Origin of the sequence: Burkholderia sp. ABCPW 111 (assembly GCF_000773065.1) — a bacterium.
In the GTDB taxonomy this organism is placed as follows: Bacteria; Pseudomonadota; Gammaproteobacteria; order Burkholderiales; family Burkholderiaceae; genus Burkholderia; species Burkholderia savannae.
In genome coordinates, this window is the sequence record NZ_JPWT01000026.1 from 1 (window position 1) to 2,084 (window position 2,084).

At 71.5% G+C, this 2,084-nt stretch carries 1 protein-coding gene; it reads left to right on the top strand.

The window, feature by feature from the left end:
- On the top strand, positions 1–2,084 hold a 2,084-nt coding region (locus X946_RS05230; RefSeq protein WP_038744702.1), incomplete at both ends, for a non-ribosomal peptide synthetase.

The following is a 2,084-nucleotide window of genomic DNA, read 5'->3' on the forward strand; positions in this document are numbered from 1 at the left end:
TTCCTCTCCAGGCTCTCCGGCACCGCCGACGTCGTCGTCGGCTCCCCCGTCGCCAACCGCCCGCGCCCCGAGCTCGCCCCGATCGTCGGCTTCTTCGTCAACACCCTCGTCCTGCGCAGCCGCGTCGACCCGGATCTCTCCTTTCACGCCCTGCTCCTGCAGTCCCGGCAGCGCCTGCTCGACGCCTACGAGCACCAGCAGCTCCCCTTCGAGCAGCTCGTCGACGCCATCAACCCCGCGCGCAGCCTCGCCCATGCCCCGTTGTTCCAGGTCATGCTCTCCCTGAACAACAACGACTCGCCCCCGCTGCACCTCGCCGGCCTCCACGCCCGCTCGCTCGGCAACCCCGTCATCCCCGCCAAGTTCGACCTCAGCCTCCAGATCGACTCCCTGCCCGACGGCCGCCTCCGCCTCGTCTGGGAGTATGCATGCGCGCTCTTCGAGCACGACACCGTCTCACGCTTCGCCGAGCGCTTCGACAGCCTCGTCGCCGACGCCCTGCGCCGACCCGACACCCCTGTCGCGCAGCTCGACCTCCTCCCCGACGACGAGCGCCGGCTCCTCCAGCGCTGGAACCGCACCGCCGCCCCCTATCCCGAACTCGCCTGCATCCACCGCCTCTTCGAGGAACAGGCCGACCGCTTTCCCCAGCGCATCGCGCTCCACTGCAACGGCGTCGCGCTCACCTACCGCGAGCTCAACGCGCGCGCCAACCGCCTCGCCCATCTGCTGCGGCCGCTCGGCCTCGCCCCAGACTCCCTCGTCGGCGTCTGCCTCGAGCGCTCGACCGAACTCGTCGTCTCGCTGCTCGCCGTCCTCAAGGCCGGCTCCGCCTATCTCCCCCTCGATCCCGCCTACCCCCGCGAGCGCATCGACTACATGCTGCGCGACTCCCGCGCACAGTGCGTCATCGCCTCCCGCTCCTTCGCCCTCGCCAGCGACTCCACCGTCCGCCACGTCGTCCACCTCGACGATCCCGGCCTGATCGACCGCCTCGGCCGCGCCCCGGATCACAACCCCGACCCCGCCGACGTCGGCCTCGCCCCCCATCATCTCGCCTATCTCATCTACACCTCCGGCTCCACCGGCTCCCCCAAGGGCGTGATGATCGAGCACCGCAACGCCGTCTCCTTCATCGACTGGGCCCGCCGCGCCTTCCCCCCCGAGTCGTTCGACGGCGTCCTCGCCTCCACCTCGGTCTGCTTCGACCTGTCCGTCTTCGAGATCTTCGCCACCCTCGCCGCCGCCGGTCGCATCGTCCTCGTGCGCGACGTCCTCGCCCTGCCCGAGCTCCCCGACGGACTCGTCCGCCTCGTCAACTCCGTCCCCTCCGCCATTCACGCGCTCTTGCAGACCGGCCGCCTCCCCGCCTCCGTGCGCACCGTCAACCTCGCCGGCGAACCCCTGCGCCAGAGCCTCGTCGACGCCCTCTACGACGCCGGCGTCGAGCGCGTCTACGACCTCTACGGCCCCTCCGAGGACACCACCTATTCGACCTGCGCCCTGCGCACCCCGCGCGGCCGGCCCTCCATCGGCTCCCCCATCTCCAACACCCAGGCCTTCGTCCTCTCCGCCGCCGGGCAACTGCAGCCCGTCGGCGTGCCCGGCGAGCTCTTCCTCGGCGGCGCCGGCCTCGCGCGCGGCTACCTCGGCCGGCCCGAGCTCACCGCCGAGCGCTTCGTCGACAACCCCCTCCACGACTCCCCCGTGCGCCGCCTCTACCGCACCGGCGACCTCGTGCGATGGCTCCCCGACGGACAGCTCGAATTCCTCGGCCGACTCGATCACCAGGTCAAGATCCGCGGCTTTCGCATCGAGCTCGGCGAGATCGACGCGCGCCTCGGCGCCTGCGACGGCGTTCGCGAAGCCGCCGTCATCGCCCTCGAGCGCGCCGGCGATGCCCAGCTCGTCGCCTATGTCGTCCCGCACGACCCCCAGGCCGCCTCCGCCGCCAACCTGCGCGCCGCGCTCGCCGCCTTCCTCCCCGCCTACATGATCCCCGCCGCGTTCGTCTTCCTCGACGCCCTTCCCCTCACTCCCAACGGCAAGCTCGACCGCAAGCGGCTTCCCGTGCCTGACGATGC